Annotated in this window: 5 protein-coding genes; all 5 read left to right on the plus strand. The window is 65.0% G+C overall.

Annotated features, from left to right (window positions below):
• The coding region (locus VFW69_RS15975) for a metal-dependent hydrolase family protein (protein WP_526502480.1) at positions 1-791 on the plus strand (791 nt) is incomplete at its 5' end.
• A gap of 11 nt (positions 792-802) precedes the next feature.
• Entirely contained in the window at positions 803-1,255 is a 453-nt protein-coding gene (locus VFW69_RS15980; protein ID WP_064877459.1) for a MarR family winged helix-turn-helix transcriptional regulator, read from the plus strand.
• A 174-nt stretch (positions 1,256-1,429) separates the two neighbouring features.
• On the plus strand, positions 1,430-2,443 hold the full coding sequence (locus tag VFW69_RS15985; protein ID WP_526502483.1) for a 2Fe-2S iron-sulfur cluster-binding protein: 1,014 nt from the start codon (positions 1,430-1,432) through the stop codon (positions 2,441-2,443).
• A 32-nt stretch (positions 2,444-2,475) separates the two neighbouring features.
• Entirely contained in the window at positions 2,476-3,219 is a 744-nt protein-coding gene (locus tag VFW69_RS15990; RefSeq protein ID WP_526502481.1) for an SDR family NAD(P)-dependent oxidoreductase, read from the plus strand.
• A gap of 13 nt (positions 3,220-3,232) precedes the next feature.
• Positions 3,233-3,752 (plus strand): aromatic ring-hydroxylating oxygenase subunit alpha (locus tag VFW69_RS15995; protein WP_526502482.1); only part of this gene is annotated, 520 nt, incomplete at its 3' end.

Genomic DNA, 3,752 nt, shown 5'->3' on the forward strand with positions numbered 1-3,752 from the left:
GGCACTTGGACCCAACGGTGTTCCAGCGGCTGGCTCCCGGGATCATGCCGCTGTCGGTGGCCGAAGGCATCGCCAACGGTGTCCCCGACGTGATCGCCTGCGTGCGATACCAGATTCGGCACGGCGCCAAGCTGATCAAGGTCTCCGCCTCGGGCGGGGTGATGTCACACAGCACCGCGCCGGGTGCGCAGCAGTACTCCGATGCCGAGTTCGCCGCGATCGCCGACGAGGCCCATCGGGCCGGAGTTCGGGTGGCCGCGCACGCCGTCGGGGACAGCGCGATACAAGCGTGCATTCGCGCCGGGATCGACTGCATCGAACACGGCTTCCTGGCCAGCGACGAGACCATCCAGATGATGGTCGACCACGGCACGTTCCTGGTGTCGACCACGTATCTGACCGACGTCATGGCCATCGACCGCATCGCACCGGAGCTGCGCAAGAAAGCGCTCGAGGTGTTCCCGCGCGCAAAGTCGATGCTGCCCAAGGCAATCGACGCCGGCGTGCGAATCGCCTGCGGCACCGATGCGCCGGCCATCCCGCATGGCCACAACGCCAAGGAGCTCGGCGCGCTGGTCGAACGTGGCATGACTCCCGCGCAGGCGATCCGCGCGGCCACCGTGATAGCCGCCGAGCTGATCGAGGCGGACGACGAGTTGGGCAGGCTGGCCCCGGGCTATCTGGCCGACATCATCGCCGTTCCCGGAGACCCTTTCGACGACATCGCCGCCACGCTCGACGTGCGCTTTGTCATGAAAAACGGGCAGATCTACAAAAGCCCCGCGGCATAACGGAGGCGGGAATGGAACTCACCGACAACATCCTGTGGCTGCTCAAGCAGGCCTTCTACTACTCGCTGACCACCATCAACGAGGCGATGCGCGAACACGGCGTGAGCACCGCCCAGATCGGTGTGCTGCGCCAACTGGCCAACGAACCCGGCTTGTCCGGCGCCGAATTGGCGCGGCGGCTGCTGATCAGCCCGCAAGGCGTCCAGCTCGCACTCACCGCCCTGGAACGGCGCGGCCTGGTGGAAAGAAAACAAGACCCCCAGCACGCGCGCATCCTGCGGGCGTACCTGACCGGGGAGGGCCGCAAGGTCGCCGAAACGGTGGTCAATGACGCGATCGCCGCACACCAGGAGGTGTTCGGCGTGCTGAACGAGCAAGAGCAGCGAACCCTGCGGGAGTTGCTGGGCCGCGTCGTCGAAAAGGGCACCGGCCATGAACTGTTCAACGACCACGTCGACGGTTGACACCGCCCAGGACGGCGTGACCTCGGGCGCCGACGGGCTACACCTGTATCTAGTACTTGAGACTAATCGCAAGTAGTTGATACTGTGGCCGGGATGGGTGAATTTCGCGCGACCGCGAACGCCGGTTCGGCGGCGGTGACCGAGGCCGGATCGGGCGGGGTCGACGTCGCTGCCTTGCCGGATGGCTTTGTGCCACTGCGGATCAAGCGCGTGGTCCCCGAAACCCGCGACGCCGTGTCGATTGTTCTCGATGTCCCGCCGAGCGGCGCGGAGCAGTTCGGCTACCAAGCCGGGCAGTTTCTTACACTGCTGGTCAGCGTTGAAGGCCGCGAGCATCGACGGTGTTACTCGATGTCGTCGTCACCCGCTCTGAGCGAGGACCTGCAGATCACCGTCAAACGCGACCGCGACGGCGTGGTGTCGAACTGGCTCAACGACACGGCCGCGCCCGGCGATCAGCTGCCCGCCCTGCCACCGCAGGGCCGCTTCGTGTTGCACGACAGCGATCGAGAGCTGATCGCCTTCGCCGGCGGAAGCGGCATCACGCCGGTGTTTTCGCTCTTGCGTACGGCGCTGATGGCCGGCAAGCGCGCCACGCGACTGTTCTATGCCAACCGAAGCCGTGACGCGGTGATCTTCGACGAGGCGTTGGCGTCGCTCAACGCGCGGCACGCCGATCGCTTCGTGCTGCACCACCATCTCGACGACAACGGCGGTTTCGTCACCGAGGCGGACATCGAGGCGTTCGTGCAGGACGCCGGAGACGCCGACGTTTACATCTGCGGGCCGAACGAATTCATGGAGACCGTGCGAACCGCCCTGTCTGCGGCGGGCGTACCGGCCGACCGGCTGCACGTGGAGCATTTCGACGTGAACGACATTGCCGCGGCGTCGCCACCCGACACCGAAGTAATCACCGACGAGGTCACCATCGTGCTGAGCGGGGTTACGACCACGGCGTCGTACGACTCGGGCAACACGCTGCTGCAGACGGCCCGGATGGCCGGACTGCGGGCGCCGTCCTCGTGTGAGATCGGTTCGTGCGGAACGTGCATGGCCCGCCTGACACAGGGCAGTGCCCGGATGATCAACAACGACGCGCTCGATCCAGATGAGGTCGAGGAGGGTTGGGTGTTGACGTGCCAAGCCCTGCCTACCAGCCCCACGGTGCGGGTGGTCTACGAGTGAGCGATAAGGCGGTCGATGGTGGAGCGGGGTCGATGACCAGGGTCGCGGTGGTGACCGGCGGCGCCTCGGGTATGGGCGAGGCGACCTGCCATGAATTGGGCCGGCGCGGACTCAAAGTCGCGGTCCTCGACGTCAACGAGGATGCCGCGCAACGTGTCACCGACGACCTGCGGGCCAAGGGTGTGACCGCGCTCGGGGCGGGCGCCGACGTCACCGATCGGCCCGCTGTGGAGCGGGCCTTCGCGAAGGTGCGCAGCGAGCTGGGCCCGGTGACAGTTTTGGTGACCAGCGCCGGCATGTTCGACTTTTCACCGTTCTTGGACATCAGCGCCGAAACCTGGTCTCGGATCATCGACGTGAATCTCACCGGCACCTTTCATTGCTGCCAGCTCGCGCTGCCGGACATGGTGGAGGCGAACTGGGGGAGGATCGTGATGATCTCGTCCTCGAGCGCCCAGCGCGGCTCCCCGTTCGCCGCCCATTACGCGGCGTCCAAAGGCGCGGTGATCACCTTGACCAAGTCGCTGGCCCGCGAATACGCGCCCCACGGAATCACGGTGAACAACATTCCGCCGTCGGGCATCGAGACTCCGATGCAGCACCAGGGTCAGGCCGCCGGGTACCTGCCGTCCAACGAGCAGATCGCCAGCAATATCCCGTTGGGCTACCTCGGCACCGGGGCCGACATCGCCGCCGCCGTAGGATTTTTATGTTCGGAAGAAGCAAGGTACATCACCGGTCAGGTTCTGGGCGTCAACGGCGGAGCGGTGATGTGATAGTGAGGATTCGATGACCAGAGCAGGCAGGCCCCCGGAGGGCTCCTGGACCGAGCACTATCCCGAATTGGGAACCGGGCCGGTGTCTTTCAAGGACTCGACGTCTCGAGAGTTCTACGAACTCGAGCGCGAAGCGATCTTCAAACGCGCGTGGCTGAATGTCGCACGGGTGGAGGAGTTTCCGCGTGTCGGCAGCTACCTCACCAAGGAGATCGAGGTCGTCGGTGTCTCGGTGATCCTGGTCAACGGCAAAGATGAGCGTATCCGCGCCTTTTATAACGTGTGCCGTCACCGCGGAAACAAACTGGTGTGGAACGACTTTCCCGGCGACGAGACCCGCGGCACGTGTCGGCAGTTCACCTGCAAATATCACGGTTGGCGCTACGACCTGCAGGGCGCGTTGAAATTCGTCCAGCAGGAATCGGAGTTCTTCGACCTCGATCTCGCGCAGTACGGGTTGCGTCCGGTGCACTGCGACGTGTGGAACGGCTTCGTCTTCATCAATTTCGACACCGAACCGCGCCAAACCCTGC

Origin of the sequence: Mycobacterium sp., from assembly GCF_036273375.1 — a bacterium.
Lineage (GTDB): Bacteria > Actinomycetota > Actinomycetes > Mycobacteriales > Mycobacteriaceae > Mycobacterium.